The organism is Rosistilla carotiformis, assembly GCF_007753095.1.
In the GTDB taxonomy this organism is placed as follows: domain Bacteria; phylum Planctomycetota; class Planctomycetia; order Pirellulales; family Pirellulaceae; genus Rosistilla; species Rosistilla carotiformis.
Genome location: NZ_CP036348.1, coordinates 1,101,365 through 1,117,898 on the forward strand (window position 1 = coordinate 1,101,365; position 16,534 = coordinate 1,117,898).

Sequence of the window (16,534 nt, forward strand, 5' to 3'; positions counted from 1 at the left end):
GTTAGTTGTTTGTTCTGCGGAGATTGTATTTCGAATCGCTGGGGATTTCGCGGCGTGGAGCGGTTGCTTTCGGCAGGCCTTCAGCAAGGCGAGCTTTCGTTTCTGCATGCGCCTCCGACGAGGCGAGGTTTGTGAATTCGTTCGGGTCGTTTTCCAAATCGTACAGTTCTTCAAAACCATCGTCGTAGCGGATGTAGCGGTAGCGTTCATCGGAGACCGCATGCGACGGTTCGGGCCCAAAGGCGTACGACGTCAGCGACAACCGATCTCGCTTCCGCCCCGGATCTTTTAATTGCGGAACCAGCGATCGACCATCGCACTGCGACGGGATCGGCAAACCAGCCAGCTCGCAAAGCGTGGGGTAGAGGTCGGTGAGCGTCGCCGGTTGGCGAGTCGCTTGGCCATCAGCACTCACTCCCGGGGCGTGGATAAACATCGGCACGCGGGTCGTTTGATCCCACAGGCAAAATTTTTCCCAGTTCTGTTTTTCGCCGATGTGGAATCCGTGATCGCTCCAGAGGACGACGATCGTATTCTCTTTGATCGGCGAAGCATCCAGAGCATCGAGCAACCGCCCGAGCTGATGATCGGTGTAGCTGATGCTGGCCAGATAGCCTTGCATCATCTTGCGCCACAATCGATTCTTCACCACCCAACGATGCCATGATTGCCGCTCGGGAACTCGGGCATCGTCGAGATCATTGTCCAGCGTGGTCGGTAGCGTGATCTGATCGATCGGGTGCATGTCGAAGTATTTTTTAGGGACTTCAAACGGGATGTGAGGACGAAACAATCCCACCGCCAGGAAGAGAGGTTTGTCGTGTTTCGCATTCAGTTGTTCGGCGGCCCAATCGACAACCATGTGGTCGCCGGTTTGTGTATCGGGAACCAACAGCGGTTGCGCCCCAAACAGATTGCGGCCGCCAACGGGGCGTCCAGGCGAGATCCCCGCTCGCGCGTCGGGGATGATCCGTGGCCGCGGCCAGTCGGCGGAGATCGGATCCAGAGGATCGCCGCGGTAGGCGTCCCAGGCGTCGGGATCGTTCTGCGAATCGCCGCGAGTCCACTGCAACGTGTGAAAGATCTTTCCGCCGCCGGCCGCATGGTATCCGTGATTGCGGAAGTGTTGGGATAAGACGACCGCATCTTTCAGGGCTGGAGACTCGTCTCGCCATCGCGGCCCGTGTGCGCCAAACAGGTTGTTGTAAAGACCCGACGTAATCGGATGCACTCCGGTCATCGTGGCGACGCGCGACGCATGGCAAACCGGAGCCGCGCAGTGCGCGTTGGCAAACGTCACGCTCCGTTTGGCAAGCCGTTCGAAATTGGGAGTCTTCACGCCCACCTGGTTGTCCAGTGGCGAAATGTAATCGTTCAGATCGTCGATCGCGATGAACAACACGTTCGGCTTGGGCAGATCGGCGGCTTGCGCAGCGACCGAAGTCGCCAGCGCCACGCAAATGTAAATGGCGACCCGTTTCATCTCTTGATTCAGTCCTGGCTTTTCCTGGTTTGCGATTCACTATCCAGCACGCGTTCGACTCCCGACAGACGATTCTACGGGGTGAAGCGATGTAGCACGTGGCCCGCCCGATCGGTCAGGCGGATGTTCGAGATCTGGATTTTACCAGCTGCTGTCGACGGATCGATGCGGACCGCGTCGATGGGACTGCTCGGCGTGAACTCAACAGCATACTCGTGCGTTTCCCCATCATACTCGGGTTCAAACGTCACGCTTCTCGCTGCCAGGAAGGGCGGGCGGACACTCTGTTCACGCCAGAAGATTTGCCCGTGGCCGTTGGAGTTCGATCGCATGGCAAAGCGAAGTGTCAACGGTTGTTGTGAGACCGGTTTGGGCAAGCCGTAGATCATATAAGGATCGCCGCCATCGCTGGTGAGAACCAATGCGTCGCCGTCACGTTTCAGCGTGCAGGTGCCATCGGGCTGCCAGCCTGCGACCGGCTTGCCGCGTGGCTTGGCTGATTTCTTCGCCGGCTTTGCGGCTGTATTCTTCAGCTTGCCCATCCCTTCCAGATCGGGCCGGTACTTGGCCGGATCAAATCTGCGGTTGGGTTGCGGGCGAACCGCATTGGTGTCGACCAAAAACGCTTCGATCAACGCATCCATCTGTTGCACCCGCTCGGGATGTTTTGCCGACAGATCGTGCTGTTCGCCGATGTCCTCCGCAAGATGGAACAGTTTGTAGCGATGTTTTCCCTCTTCACCGCTGTGGAAAATGCGGATCAGTTTCCAATCGTTCTGGTGGACGCTGACCGCAGGAGGCATCCATTCGGGGACCGGAGGACTGTGAGGGAAGTAGGTGAAGATCGCGTCGCGATCGAGCGATTCGCCCTGCAGTGCCGGAACGATGCTGATTCCGTCAAACATTTGATCGGACTGTTTTTCGATCGATAGCATCTCCAGCAGCGTCGGGTAGAAGTCGCTGCTCTGGATCACTTCGTCGCTGCGCGAGCTGGCCGCGACAACGCCGGGCTGCACCACGATCGCCGGCCCGCGGATGCCGCCTTCGTACATCGTCGCTTTGCCACCACGCAGCGGCGCGTTGCTGGTCGCCGTCGTGCCGTCGACTTGGTTGTACATGTTTCCGCCGTTATCCGACGCGAAGATGATGATCGTGTTGTCGGCGATCTTCAGACGATCCAACGTGTCCAAAAGCGTGCCGACGGCATCGTCCATGCTCTCGATCATCGCAGCGTAGGTGGGACTTCGCTGAGGATCTTCGGGATCGATTTGTTTTGCGTATCGATCGATCAACGCCTGTTTCGCGTCAAACGGAGCGTGCACGCTGAACATCCAATAGTTCAAGAAGAACGGTTGCCCTTGGTTCTGTTCCAAAAACGTCACCGCTTCGGAGGCCATCCGATCTTCGATGTGTTCATCGGGTGTCTGCGGATCGAAATCAGGATACCGCCAGGGAGCGACGTAACTGCCGGCGGGACCGGGACCAGCCCAGTGCGGCACATCGATGTCGAAGCCATGTTCAAGAGGCGAATAGGGAGCGCTGCCGAGATGCCATTTCCCGAAGTGGGCGGTGGCGTAACCGTTGTCTTTGAACATCTCCGCAAGCGTGTAGTAGCTGATCTTTAGACGCGAGACCGAATTGGGAGACGTCGCCTTCAGATGAGGCGGGCCGGTCGAAGTCGCTTCAGCCGCGAGGATCACCTTTGGCAAATGGCAATTGGGCGTCGTGATCCCGGTCCGCGCCGGACTCCGTCCTGTCAGGATGCTGGCTCGCGTTGGCGAACAGAGCGGACTGGAGGAATAGGCGCGAGTGAACGTCATCCCGCGAGCCGCCAGTCGCTCGATATTTGGCGTCTTGTAGAACTTGGTGGTTCCAAAGAGCGTCGTGTCGCTCCAACCCAGATCGTCCGCCAGAATGAAAACGACATTCGGTTTCGCCGCCAACAGATCGCCGCCCGCGTAGAGCGCTCCGCCAGCAAGGCAAGCAAGAAATAGCAACGAAGGGAGCGGTCGCTTGTTTGAGATCACGACAGGTTGGCCTCCGGAGGTAAGGACGGGGGAGCATGAATTGGCGAAGCGGAGCCGCCTTGCGGTTCTAGTATGTCGCGGCAGCGTGTCTTCTCCCAGACATTTCAGCGAGAAAAGGTCGCCAGTTTTCGCGAAGCGACGCGCGTGGAAGGCCTCTTCAAGGGCAATGCGTTTTGGCAAAGAAGGCGCAGTGCTGGAAGTGGATCGGGGGTTGAGGCCGTTGGCTGACGCCGATTTGCCGCAGGAGAGCGCCGGAGTCGGTGCAGCTGTCCCTCGGGGCCTCTTGAGCGAGGGGACCTTTGAGCGGAGTCATAAAGGCGCTGTTCATGACGCCGCGATGCGTCGCCGAGGAGGTGCAATCTTTTGGATAATTATCGCGACTGGCTTACGAGAGGCCCAGGACGTCGAACATCGAGTAGAGGCCTGGTGGGCGACCTTGGATCCAGCGGGCTGCCGCGAGGGCCCCCGAGGCGTAACAGTCGCGGTTGCTCGATGCGACGCGCAGTTCAAGCGTCTCGCCAAGCATGCCGTAGACGATCGTGTGTTCGCCCGTATTGTCGCCGACACGGACCGCGTGGTAACCGATCTCGTGACGCGAGCGTTGCCCGGTCTCGCCTTCGCGGCCATGGACGTGCTTCGTTTCGCCATCCATTTGGCCCGCGATCAGTTCACCAAACTTCAGCGCCGTGCCGCTTGGCGCGTCGACCTTGTACCGGTGGTGTCGTTCAATGATCTCGATGTCAACGCCGCCCGGGACGTTCTTTAAAGCTGCTGCAGCCTGCTCGGCCAGCTTCATCGTTAGGTTCACCGCGAGGCTCATGCTGGGAGCCCACACAATCGGGATCTGTTTGACCGCTTCTTCAATCGCCGCTTGTGTTTCGTCGGACAGTCCTGTTGTGGCGATCACCAGCGGCGTTTTCGACTGCAGGCAACTGGCGACCGCGCTGCCAACAGCGATCGGTAGTGAGAAATCGATCGCTGCATCGCATTCCTCTGGCCAAGTCGCCGACAACGGAACTTGATTGGGATCGCAACCTGCCAAGCCGCCCGAGTCCTGTCCGAGCAGCGGGTGCTGCTGGTGGTCGATTGCGGCGATCACTTGGAACGCTTCGTCGGCGGTGGCAAGCGCAACAACGCGGCGTCCCATACGCCCTGCGGCACCGTGAACGGCAAGCTGAATTGGCGGCGAACTGGTCATAGGAAGTCAATCAACGGGCTGCGCGTCAGCGCCCATCGATCGAGCAGGCCGATGCGATCGGCCTGGCTACCGTTTGGGCGATCAGCAAAGGGAGATCCTGAGCGGGCGAAGCGATCGCCCGAGAAGTAAGGCATTGAACCCAAGATAGCCGGTCCAATGCCGCATCGCATCTTTGGCGACGCAATCGGCGCGTCGCTTCATCGATTGCCAGCAAACGGATTAGCTGCGGCGACGTTCTTTCAGACGAACTGCCTTGCCGACGCGATCGCGAAGGAAGTACAGCTTGGCGCGACGAACGACGCTGCTACGCTTCACTTCAACCTTTTCAACGCGTGGCGAGTGCAGTGGGAACTTGCGTTCCACACCTTCGCCAGCGACCATGCGACGGACGGTGAACATCTCACGAGTTCCCGATCCGCTGCGTGCGATCACAACGCCGGTGAAGACCTGGATGCGCTCTTTCGCACCTTCCAAAATCTTGGTGTGAACATCGACGGTGTCGCCGATGTCGAATTGAGGAACGTCGGATTTAAGACACGTCTTTTCGACGAGGTCCATGACTTGTTGGCTCATAGGGATAACTCCGCTTGGCTGATGGTGATATTTTTGTTTGGTTGCTGGCTGGCAGCAATTTTGGTTTGTCGTCAGAGCAAGTCGCTGCGACGTTCGGCTGTTCTCTTTTGAATCTGATCTGCCCGCCAAGCGGCGATCTCTTGATGATTTCCACCCAACAAAACCTCGGGCACTTCGTGGCCACGAAATTCTCTTGGTCGAGTGTATTGCGGGAACTCCAACATTCGATTCCCGCGTGAGAACGAATCGTCAAAGCTACTGAACTCATCTCCTAACACACCTGGCAACAATCGGACCACCGCGTCGATGACAACCATCGCGGCGACTTCGCCGCCATTGAGCACAAAGTCACCAACGCTCAGTTCCTCGGGTTCCAGGATATCGATCACTCGTTGATCGAACCCTTCGTAGCGTCCGCACAGCAACATCAGTCGCGGTTCGGTCGCAAATTCTTCGGCCAACTGCTGATCAAAGCGTCGACCTTGGGGGGAAAGCAGGATTCGCCGGGCGGGGCGAGCTTCGTTGCTTTCGATTTCTTCAACACAATCGACCACCGGGGGCGCCTGGATCAACATGCCAGGTCCACCACCAAAAGGACGATCATCAATTTTATGATGCTTGTCGTCGGTCGACCAGTCTCGCAGGTTATGGCACTGGATCTCGACCAGCTGATTTTCGATCGCTTTATTTAACAAGCTTTGCGTCAAATAGCCATCGAAGATCGCCGGGAACAAGGTCACGACATCAAAGCGCATTCTATTCTTCGCTGGCTGCTTCCGCAGGTGCGGCTTCAGCAGCAGGTGCTTCGGCCTTCGGCTTGGCTGGCTTGGGAGCCGCGGCAGGACGACCCGCTTGCATGCGTTGCAGTGCTTCGCGTTGCTTTTCCAGGTGCGTGCCTTCGGCGCCGTACTTCTTGATCAAGACGTGGCACTTGTCGCTCGCTTGGGCTCCAACGCCCAACCAATAATTGATGCGTTCGCCCTTAAGGATCGCGCGGGCATCGGTCTCGGGGACACTGGTGTCGTAATAGCCCAGCTCTTCGATCACTTTGCCATCGCGAGGGGTGCGTTGGTCGACGGCGCACAAACGATAAAACGGTCGGTGGGCACGGCCCATCTTCTTCATTCGGATTCGAACTGCCACGTGGTTTTCTCCAGGTAGTGGTCTTTTAATCGTATCTATGTATCAAACGGCTGACGGGTCAGCGAGGATCACTCTGAATTTTCAAACGCATTTTTAGGCGTAATCGGTTCGCAGTGACAGCTTAATCGTTGCGATCACTTTGAACGTCGCATTTTTCGCAACTCTTTTTCACGCTGTTTTTTCTGTTTCGCCCTTTCAGCGGCCGACAGCCGCTTCCCGGTCGATTTTTTCATCTTCAGGCCGCCCGGGTTGGACCCATCGAGCGCGCCACTGGATTGCAATTGACGCATCAGCTGCATCCGATCGCCCATCCCGCCACCAGCCATCGCCTGCATGATCGGCTTCATCTGCTCGAACTGCTTGACCAATTGCGTGATCGCCGACGCTTGCACTCCCGAACCTTTGGCGATTCGGGTGCGGCGGGCGATATCGATGATTTTTGGATTGCGGCGTTCTTCCAGCGTCATGCTGTTGATTGCGCCGATTGTCTGCTTGATTCCGCCCGCTGCCTCTTCGCTGTTCATCAGGTCTTTCAGCTGGCCCATGCCAGGCATCAAGCCCATCATCTTGCCCATCAGCCCCGGCTTGGCGACCTTTTCCATCAAGCCTTTAAAATCATCGAGCGTCATCTCGCCCGACTTCATCTTCTCTTCAAGTTCTTCGCGTTGACTTTCGTCAACGATCCGGTGCGCTTCACGCGCCGCGGCGACCATGTCGCCCATCTGGAGGATTCGGCCGGTCATCCCCTCGGGACGAAACGGCTCCAACGCATCAAAATGCTCACCCGTACCAATGAACTTAATCGGCACGCCGGTGACATGCTTTACACTCAATAACGCGCCACCGCGGGCGTCGCCATCGAGTTTCGTCATCACAACGCCATCGAGTTCGAGGGCTTCGTTGAAGGCACCGGCACTGTTGACGGCGTCCTGCCCGGTCATGCCGTCGACCACCAGATAAACTTGGTCGGGTTTGACGCGTTTATCGATCCGCGCCAACTGATCCATCAATTCTTTGTCGATCGCCAGTCGACCCGCCGTATCGAGGATGACGACACGTGCCCCCTGCTGTTGGGCCTGTTTAACGCCCGCTTGGCATACTTTGACCGGATCGTTGGCCCCCTCTTCGGCATAGACAGGGACATCCAGTTGCCGCCCGATCACTCGCAATTGTTCGATCGCCGCGGGGCGTTGCAGATCGGCCGCGACCAGCAACGGCTTAATGTTTTGTTCTTTCAGCAGTTGCGACAACTTTCCGCAAGTCGTCGTTTTACCGCTACCCTGCAGGCCGCACATCATGATGACCGTCACGCCATCGGCTTTCAGGTGCAGCGATGAATCGACCGGGCCCAAGATATCGACCAATTCGTCGTAGACGATTTTGACCAATTCTTCGCCTGGTCGCAGGCTCATCAACACCCGGCGACCTACGGCTTTTTCAGTCACATGCTCCATGAATGACTGGACAACCGAATAGCTGACATCCGCTTCGAGCATCGATTGCTCGACCAGTTTCAGCCCATCGCGCATGTTCGCTTCGGTGAGCTTGCCTTTACCACGCAAGCTCTTGAAGGCGGATTGCAGTCCGTCGGACAGCGATTCAAACATGCAGAACGATCCCCAGTCAGGTGTACGAAGCCACGTATTCTATAAGAAACGCTTTAGGATCGTAAAGGCTTGGCGTGTTGTCAATACGACGACAAACACCCGCTATTTCACGTTAAACTGGCGTTCGAAAGCCGTGCGGCCGCTTTGCGAAGTTGAGAAGTCCCCTTCGGGGGTGCGGCGGCTTCACCGGAGAATCACCCCAACGGGAGGTGATTCGTTCCTCGGTGACGAGCATCAACGCGACTTGACCGATCAGGCAAGGGGGGCGGACGCAGGGGGCGTTCAGACGTTCGGTCTGCACCCAAAAGGGGCTATTTTTGAGCCGCCTTTGCCTCTTCGGAGGTGACTTTGTGAACGACTACCAGATTGTGGGCGCTGTCCATCACGCCGGTTCCGGTGACAAAAACTAAACGGTCGCCTGCGGACAGGTGTCCGCCGCGGCAGCCCCAACCACTGACTTCTGAAAATAGCTTTTCGGTGTCGTCCAGTTGGCTCACGCGGAGGGGTTTGATCCCCCAGAACAAGCTCATCCGTCGCAAAGTGTCTTCGTTATCGCTGACGCCTAGCGTTGGGATCAGGCTGCGTTGCTTGCTTTTGACCCATGCCGTCCCGCCGGTTCGTGTGACGACGATCAGCATTTTTGCCTGAATCGAATCGGCGATTTGGGTGGCTCCGTACGCGACCGCCGACGTGATCGGATGTGCGCGGTCGATCGTTTTGATCAACGATTTCGAAGGCCCGACGAGTTCTCGTTCGGTGTGTTGTTGGATGCGGAACATCATGTCGACCGCTTCGACCGAATATTCGCCGATTGCCGTCTCGCCGCTCAACATGCAGGCATCGGCACCGTCGAGGATCGCATTGGCGACGTCGCTTGCTTCGGCTCGTGTCGGACGAGGCGAATGGTGCATCGATTCGAGCATCTGCGTCGCGACGATCACGGGTTTCAGCTTGTCGCGGCAAACGCGAATGATCCGCTTCTGGGCGACTGGCGTTTCGGCAACGTCGATCTCCACACCCAGATCGCCACGGGCGACCATCACGCCGTCGGCCGCTTCGACGATCGCTTCGAGATCTTCCATCGCCTCGCGTTTTTCGATCTTGGCGATCACCATCGCCTTTGATTCGTAAGTGCTAATCAAGTTTTTCAGCGATTCGACGTCGCCAGCGGTCCGGACGAAGCTGAGGCTGATGAAGTCGACCCCTTCTTGAGCGGCCCAGATCGCGTTGTCGACATCCTGGCGACGCATCGCCGAGATGCTCAACTTCACCCCAGGCAGATTGATCCCCTGGCGACTGCGGATCGTTCCGCCCGCCAAAACATCGCAGACGACGCGATCGGCGGTGACCGACGCGACTTGCAGCGAGACATTGCCGTCGGCCAGCATCACGCTGTCACCAACCTGCAGTTCGTCGAGCAGTTTGTCGTAATTGCTTGTTAATTCACTGTCGACGCTCGATTCTTCACCGCGGATCAACGTCACCTGGGAACCGGTTTCGCAGTGATAGGGATCACACGCCAAGGTGCCCAAGCGAATCTTGGGACCGGCGAGATCGTAGAGTACGCCGACGGGAAAGCCGACCTGCAGCGAGGCTTTCCGCACGTTGTCGAGCGTCTCCTGGTGCGAAGCCCGAGAGCCGTGGGCCGAATTGATCCGGAACACAGCGACGCCGTGCTGGATCAGATTGGCCAGCTGGTCGACGCTTGAGCACGCTGGCCCAATCGTCGCCACAATTTTGGTACAAGGTTCATCCGGGGTCGGTCGGGACATGCGTCTGCCTTTCGAGCCGTGTTCGGGATCTTGATTGCCAAAGTATCCGATTTCGTTCACGTAGGTTTGCGGTTTCATCGGCTTGCCATTGGTATATGGTGTGATTTGGCTAAGGTATCCGATTTGGTTGCCAATTGCTTGATCTGATGACATGAGTCTGCTTGCGCTCGAGATGAAAATGGCCGCTTGCGGTTGTGCGGGTTACACTGCCTGATCGTTTTGGGGCACCCAGCTGCCATTAGTGGGGACCAAAAAAATGGTCGTGCGACGTGAAAATCGCTTAATTTTCCCCACGGTTGCTGAAACTCGCCCGTTTCGGCACCAGATGCCACTTGTAGTGTGCGTTATTTTTCGAGTCGTGGAGCCGACACAAGATAAGTTCTTCGCCCGGTGTCTTACATCTAGCATCCTTGCCCGCTTCTATCCGTTGTTAATATCACTCTAACCGCTCGGCAATGCTGGCCGGCCAATCCTCCCGATCCTTCCATGAACGCAGTCTCTTCGAATCGCCAAGTCGCCCTCGTCACCGGTGCTTCCACGGGCCTTGGGTTTGCTATCGCCCAACGCTTTGCGGCCGCCGGTTTTGATGTGGTGATCGTCGGGCGAGATCGCGAGCGAACCGAATCGGCCGCCTCGCAAATCGCTGGCGACGCGCGGACCGTGGCGATGGTCTGCGATGTGATTGATCGCCAGCAAGTCGATCGCCTGATCGACGATGTCCAGCAACAGTTCGGGCGATTGGATGTGTTAGTCAACAACGTCGGGCTCAGCGATCGGGGACTGATCCAGGCCCTCGACGCAGACCGGCTCAACGACTTGTTTAACGCCAACGTCTTCTCCGCGCTGAATTGTTCGCAAGCTGCCTTGCCCCTGTTAGCTCAATCGGGCGGACAGATCGTCAACATCGGATCGTTAGCCGCCAAAGTCGCGCCGCGATATCTCGGTGGCTACGCTGCGGCGAAGCACGCATTGGCGGCGATCACGCAACAGTTGCGATTGGAATCGCGAGTCCTGGGGGTGAACGTGATCCTCATCTCCCCCGGTCCAATCCGCCGCGACGACGCGGGGTATCGCTACAAGGACCGCGTCGGTGAGGATCTGCCCGAGAGTGCGAATCGCCCCGCCGGCGGAGCGCGAGTCAAAGGACTCGATCCTATTTATGTGGCCGACCGGATCCTCAAAGCCTGCCGCAAACGATCGACCGATGTGCTGCTGCCCGGCTACCTGCGGCCGATCATCGCGATCGGCCATCTGCTGCCCACTCTGGGGGACCGGATCCTGCTCTGGTTCACTCGCAGCAAAGATTGAACTCGGTTCTGTCGCGTTTGGCGCGATTTATGCATCTGCTGTGCATTCGTGGTTGAATGTGCCAGTTTTGTCGCCACCGACCTAAACTGACAAAGGGGTTGCCCAGGCAACGCCAAGATCGACATTCAGCCAGCGAATTAGCAATATGTCGCGGCGGATTAACGCTGCGGATTAAAAAATCCCCGAGTCGCAGGAGGCTCGTTACCGATATGTTCAACTGGAAACTTGGCACTGTTGCTGGCATCCCGATCAACGTCCACGGGACGTTTTGGTTGCTCCCTTTATTTGTCCTTTTGACCGCGATGCCCGATGGATCGCTGGCGATGCGCCTGGCAATCCTCTTCTCGGTCTTTGGATGTGTCCTGTTGCACGAACTGGGGCATGCCATGATGGCGCGTCTGTTTGGCGTCGGCACCCGCGACATCACGCTCTATCCGATCGGCGGTGTCGCTCGCCTGGACCGCATGCCGCGCAGCCCGTTGGCCGAAGGTGCAATCGCGCTGGCTGGACCTGCCGTGAATCTTGTCATCGCCGCTCTGCTGGTGCCGCTGCTGTTGTTGGCCAGCGGATCGATCGCCAGCACGTTCCTGATGAGCATGATCTACATCAACATCGCCCTGATCGTCTTCAACATGCTGCCCGTCTTCCCGATGGATGGTGGTCGCGTCTTCCGAGCGTTCCTTGGCGCGTTCTTCCCCTACGTTCGCGCGACGCAGATCGCGGCGTCCGTCGGGCAAGTGCTTGCGATCGGGATGGGCGTGGTCGGATTGTTCACCGACGGGATGCTGATCTTTATTGCGATCTTCGCTTATTTTGCCGCCCGCGCCGAACTGGCGATGGTGCAACGCGAAGCGATGGCAACCGAGCCCCAGAACGCCTACGACAGTTGGTCCGATCCGCAACCGCGGCCACAGGCGGCTAAGGCTTCGACGGGCCCCGCTCGCCGTTCTTATGTGCTGTTGGATCGCAACGGGCAAAAGATTGCAAGTTACTGACTTTCGGATATGCCGCAGTTACAATGGCCGACCTCCCCAACATCGGCCCCCGCCCGCTGCGGCACATTCGAAGGAACACCACGTTGACTCGGCTCCTACCCCTCGTATTCATCCTCAGTTTCCATGCGATCGCTGCGGGGCAAGAGACAGCCCCCGCGGCGATGCCCGCCCAACAAGCTGTTGCCGAAATGAAGCTGCCCGACGGCTTCGGTGCCACGGTTTTCGCAGCCGAACCGGACGTCGTGCAACCGATCGCAATGACGATCGACACGCGTGGACGGCTGTGGGTCGTCGAGTGCACCTCTTATCCCGATTGGCAGGACATCGGCGTCGACGAGGGCAAAGATCGTGTCCTGATTTTTGAAGACACCGACGGCGACGGACGCCACGATCGGCGAACCGTCTTCTTGGACAACGGTCGCAATCTTTCGGGCATCGAAGTCGGATTTGGCGGAGTCTATCTGTGCAGCTCGCCCGACCTGATCTTCATTCCCGATGCCGACGGCGACGACATTCCCGATGGCCCTGCGGAAACGCTGCTGTCGGGCTTCTCGCTGAAGATGAAGCACAACGTTTTCAACGGCTTGCATTGGGGACCCGATGGCTGGCTGTACGGCATGCATGGCATCCTCGATGTCAGCCAAGTCACCAACCCTTCTAAACCGGACCAACCACCGGTACCGATGACATGTGGAGTCTGGCGATTCCATCCGACTGAAAAAGTCTTCGAACCCTACTGCGCAGGGAGCACCAATCCGTGGGGCATCGACTGGAATTCAGTCGGCCAAGCCTTCTTCACCAACTGTGTGATCGAGCACGTCTTCCATGCGATTCCCGGCGCCCGCTTCAAACGAATGTTTGGCAACGACCTGAATCCGAACACCTTCACGTTGATGGATTCCTGCGCCGACCACATCCACTGGGCCGGCGGCTATTGGAACGTTTCGATCGGTGGCAAACATGACGACGCCGGCGGCGGACACGCCCATTGCGGCGCGATGATCTACCAAGGGGACAACTGGCCGGAGAAGTACCGAGACAAACTGTACACGATCAACATCCACGGTCGGCGAATGAACTGCGACCGGCTGATCGCATCGCCCGATGGTTACGTCGCCAGTCACGACGCCGACTTCATGCAGTCGGTCGATCCCTTCTTCCGCGGCGTCGAGATGAAATACGGCCCCGACGGAACCGTTTACGTCCTCGACTGGAACGACACCGGCGAGTGCCACGACTTCGTCGACATCCACGTCGAGACCGGGCGGATCTTCAAGATCGCTTACGGCACGCCGCGGCAATGGTCGGGCGACCTGAACGCTCTGCCGGACGATCAATTGCTGGAACTGCAGAACCATGAAAACGCCTGGTTCATGCAGACCGCCCGGCGCGTGCTGCAACATCGCGTTGCCACGCAGCCCGACAACAAACAACTGGCATCGAAAATCGTCCAAGCCTATCGCGATGTGCCCCTCGAAAATTCGCGGCTCAAGTTGCGGATGCTGTGGCTGACCGCCGCCTGCGGCCTTGCCGATCGATCGATCCTGCAAGAGGCGGCCCGCGGCGACATCAACTTGCAAGCCTGGGCGACGCGACTGGCGAGCGAAGATGCTTCGATCGCCGCGGGAAGGATCCAAACCGCCAACCAATCCGCCGGCTTGCTGCTGCAAGAACAAGTTGCCGCCGCGATCCGTCGCGACGATGCCTCGATCGAAAACATCACTCCCGAACTCGTTGCGAACATCGCCGACGAAAAGCTCCGCAAGCGGTTGCTGCAGTTGATGTGGTATGCGATCGAACCGCGATTCAACGCCGAAACGTTGCAGCAGGATCCCGCGGCGATCCAGTCGCTGAGCCAACAATACGCAGCCTTCGAACCACCGATTTTGGCCCACTGCATCTCGCAAAAACTGGCAGCGATCGATGCGCACGATCTCGTTCTGACCGTCGCTGCATCGGCCCAGTGCCCACCGGCTTCCAGAGAATCGCTGATCTCGGGACTGCTGGAAGCGCTGCGAGGACGTTCTATCGACGCCCCGCAAGCTTGGTCCGAAGCGCGTGACAGCTTGCTGGATGGATCGATTCAAAGTAATCGACTGGGCTATGAGCTGGCGCTCATCTTTGGCGACGCATCGGCCCGGAAGCAACTGGCCGCCGCGCTGACTGGCGAAGCGGAAGACGCTCAAAACGCCTTCGACTTGTTGGTCCAGTATTCCGACGCTGACACCGCCGCCGTCGTCCAGCAGGGACTGAAACTGCGGTCGCTGCGCACGCAAGCCCTTCGCGCCCTGGGCAACGTCGAACTTCCCGACACCGCCGCGGAGCTGATCGCCGACTTTGGCAACCTGCCCGCCGACCAACAGACCGCATTGATCGATGCGATGGTCACGCGGAACAGCTACGCCAAACGACTGTTGAGTGCGATCGAAAACAAGCAGGTTCCCGAAACGGTCCTGACGACATTCGCCGTTGGACAATTGAGTCGCCTGAAAGACAAAGCCGTCCAAGATCAGCTCCGCAAGATCTACGGCACGGTCACCGCGACCGACGCGACACGCAACCGCCAGATCGACCAGATGAAGCGGATGCTGACCGAAGACGCGATCGCGGGGGCGGACCTGCACGCGGGCAAGCAGGTCTTTGTGCAGAAGTGTGCGACCTGTCATAAGCTGCTAAACGAAGGAGGCACGATCGGTCCGGATCTTACCGGCGGTCAACGCAAGAGCGTCGAATACTTCTTGGAAAACGTGATCTCGCCGAACACATTGGTCCCGATGGCTTACAAGATGAGCACGATCGAAACGATCGACGGACGCGTATTGGCCGGCGTGATCGAATCGCAGGATGGCCAACGCGTGGTCCTGCAGACGCCAAAAGAAAAGATCACGCTCGCCAAAGACGATATCGAAGAGATCACGGCGACCGGAGTTTCGCTGATGCCCGAAGGACTGTTGGACGACTTGACGCACCAACAGATCATCGACCTCTCGGCCTACTTCCAGTCCGACTTCACTCCAGTGCAGTGACCGGAACACTTCACCCTCCCCAAACGCAGTTTGCGGGGGAGGGTCGAACGAGCGGAGCGATGTTCGGGGAGGGGAGTTCTTGAGTCAAATCCCGGCCGGTCGATGGTTGCTGGTAAGCCCTCCCCAAAAAACTCGCTAAACGCTTGTTTTTCGACCCTCCCAGCTCCGCCGGGCGGGTGAAGTTGGACGTCGCCGGCAGCACTTCACCCTCCCCCAAACGCAGTTTGCGGGGGAGGGTCGAACGAGCGAAGCGATGTTCGGGGAGGGGAGTTCTTGAGTCCAATCCCGGCCGGTCGATGGTTGCTGGTAAGCCCTCCCCGAAAAACTCGCTAAACGCTTGTTTTTCGACCCTCCCAGCTCCGCTAGGCGGGTGCAGGCTGCGCCAGTCGCGATCAGGGCGACAGGTAGCGGAAGAAGTTACGAATCGGTTGGTTCGGGACGTAAACGGTCGGCTGGCCGATGATTCCGCGACCGACTTGGACGTTGGGATAGGGCGATCCCAAGGCGACCAACGGACGATAGCCGGCGTTGTTGGGTGCGTAGGCGTTGGGAGCCAGATCGGGTGTGATGACCGGTGGCGTGTAGGTGTTCGGCGGCACGTAAACCTGTGGCGAGACGGCACTTGTCTGTGCGACGTTTCCGCAATCCCAGGCCCCGCCAGCGGTCCAAGTCGATGCTGGCGAAATGGCTGAGCTGGTTCCCATCGAAGCAAACGGCTGCCCCGAGACCTGTTGCTGTGGCAGCGGATATTGCTGCTGCGGTTGAGGATACAACGTCTGCGGGTAAGTCGGCTGCGTCTGCCCGTATTGCGGTTGCGCTAAGGTTGGCGGCGGAGCGATACTTGGAGCGATCGGCTGCTGCGGATTCTGAAAGGTCTGCGGTGGTTGCCCCTGAACCGACAGATTCTGTTGGTTGTTAAATGGGTTCGCTGGCACTTGGTATTGACCACCTGGGAGTGCTGGTTGCGCGAGCTGCTGTTGATCGCCAGGCACTTGGTAGGCGGTCTGCTGGATCGGGCTCGGTTGCAAAGGATACTGCTGCGCCGGGTATTGGCCCATCTGCGCACTGGCGACATTCACCGGCGCGGCGGGCTGCGGATTGGACTGAAAACCGCGCGGGCGATACCGATCGACGATGCTCGGCGCATCGATTGGACGAATCGCGCTGGACGGATTGGCTTGCGCGGCGGGAGCCGCGTTGCGCGAACCCCAAGCGTCTTGAGCGTATTGCCCGACCGCAACGCCTTGCAGCAGCAGCAGCGTGGTTGCGAGTAGTGTCAGTGGGTTTCGAGCAATCATCGTCATCCTCCAATCGGCATTCCTGTGCGAGCGAACATCGCTTGTAAATCGCATCGTTATCTTTCGGCAATGCCAATCGAAAGACAAGGCTAGCAAATCTCGGC

General features: G+C 58.4%; 12 protein-coding genes. 3 read left to right on the forward strand and 9 right to left on the reverse strand.

Annotated features, from left to right (window positions below):
• Position 1 precedes the first annotated feature (1 nt).
• From Poly24_RS03980 to pyk, 8 genes are all read right to left on the reverse strand, one after another.
• Positions 2-1,483, reverse strand: a complete 1,482-nt coding sequence (locus Poly24_RS03980) for a sulfatase (protein WP_145090792.1) — start codon at positions 1,481-1,483, stop codon at positions 2-4.
• Between the two features lie 74 nt (positions 1,484-1,557).
• Positions 1,558-3,510, reverse strand: coding sequence for a sulfatase (locus Poly24_RS03985; protein WP_231753458.1), 1,953 nt, complete (start codon positions 3,508-3,510; stop codon positions 1,558-1,560).
• 385 nt (positions 3,511-3,895) lie between these two features.
• Positions 3,896-4,708, reverse strand: coding sequence for a 4-hydroxy-tetrahydrodipicolinate reductase (dapB, locus tag Poly24_RS03990; protein WP_145090798.1), 813 nt, complete (start codon positions 4,706-4,708; stop codon positions 3,896-3,898).
• Positions 4,709-4,927: 219 nt separating this feature from the next.
• A complete protein-coding gene (gene rplS / locus Poly24_RS03995) occupies positions 4,928-5,281 on the reverse strand; it encodes a 50S ribosomal protein L19 (RefSeq protein WP_145090801.1) in 354 nt (117 codons plus the stop codon).
• A 71-nt stretch (positions 5,282-5,352) separates the two neighbouring features.
• Positions 5,353-6,036, reverse strand: coding sequence for a tRNA (guanosine(37)-N1)-methyltransferase TrmD (trmD, locus tag Poly24_RS04000; RefSeq protein WP_145090805.1), 684 nt, complete (start codon positions 6,034-6,036; stop codon positions 5,353-5,355).
• Position 6,037: 1 nt separating this feature from the next.
• Positions 6,038-6,424 (reverse strand): 30S ribosomal protein S16, encoded by a 387-nt coding sequence (gene rpsP, locus Poly24_RS04005; RefSeq protein WP_231753459.1) that lies wholly within the window; start codon positions 6,422-6,424, stop codon positions 6,038-6,040.
• A 134-nt stretch (positions 6,425-6,558) separates the two neighbouring features.
• Entirely contained in the window at positions 6,559-8,031 is a 1,473-nt protein-coding gene (ffh, locus tag Poly24_RS04010; protein ID WP_145090808.1) for a signal recognition particle protein, read from the reverse strand.
• A gap of 311 nt (positions 8,032-8,342) precedes the next feature.
• Positions 8,343-9,956 (reverse strand): pyruvate kinase, encoded by a 1,614-nt coding sequence (gene pyk / locus Poly24_RS04015; protein WP_231753460.1) that lies wholly within the window; start codon positions 9,954-9,956, stop codon positions 8,343-8,345.
• A 333-nt stretch (positions 9,957-10,289) separates the two neighbouring features.
• Between pyk and Poly24_RS04020 the strand changes: the two genes are divergently transcribed.
• The 3 genes from Poly24_RS04020 (at position 10,290) to Poly24_RS04030 (ending at position 15,132) form a co-directional block, all read left to right on the forward strand.
• Entirely contained in the window at positions 10,290-11,111 is an 822-nt protein-coding gene (locus Poly24_RS04020) for an SDR family NAD(P)-dependent oxidoreductase (RefSeq protein WP_145090810.1), read from the forward strand.
• 272 nt (positions 11,112-11,383) lie between these two features.
• Positions 11,384-12,106, forward strand: coding sequence for a site-2 protease family protein (locus Poly24_RS04025; RefSeq protein ID WP_231753461.1), 723 nt, complete (start codon positions 11,384-11,386; stop codon positions 12,104-12,106).
• Between the two features lie 83 nt (positions 12,107-12,189).
• A complete protein-coding gene (locus tag Poly24_RS04030; RefSeq protein WP_197452308.1) occupies positions 12,190-15,132 on the forward strand; it encodes a PVC-type heme-binding CxxCH protein in 2,943 nt (980 codons plus the stop codon).
• 392 nt (positions 15,133-15,524) lie between these two features.
• On the opposite strand, the gene Poly24_RS04035 is transcribed toward Poly24_RS04030, so the two are convergent.
• Positions 15,525-16,430, reverse strand: coding sequence for a hypothetical protein (locus tag Poly24_RS04035; protein ID WP_145090819.1), 906 nt, complete (start codon positions 16,428-16,430; stop codon positions 15,525-15,527).
• Between the last annotated feature and the right edge of the window lie 104 nt (positions 16,431-16,534).